The organism is Pontimicrobium sp. MEBiC01747, assembly GCF_053601635.1.
Map to the genome: position 1 here is coordinate 1 of NZ_JBSHNS010000202.1, position 283 is coordinate 283.

Sequence of the window (283 nt, forward strand, 5' to 3'; positions counted from 1 at the left end):
CATCTTCACCAGCGATTAAACTAAATAAATCTATAGTTGTAGAACTATCGTCACAGATAGTAATGCCTCCATCTGCGCCAGCATTAGCAGGCATTTCAATAGTAAGAACTACTGGTATTCTAGAGCTTACACAACCAGAGATAGTTTCTTCAGCTTCAGCATAGTAAGTGTAAACTCCAATAGCTGTATCGGTAGGCGTATAATTAAGTCCAGAAGCTAAAGCAGTACCTCCAGTGGCGTTTGTATACCAATTAACAGCATCCCCTAAAGCAGGAGGGCCAGG

At 41.7% G+C, this 283-nt stretch carries 1 protein-coding gene; it reads right to left on the reverse strand.

Going from position 1 to position 283, the window contains the following annotated elements; all coding sequences use genetic code 11:
- A partial coding sequence (locus tag ACVC2P_RS06475; protein ID WP_452597662.1) for an immunoglobulin domain-containing protein occupies positions 1-283 on the reverse strand: 283 nt, incomplete at both ends.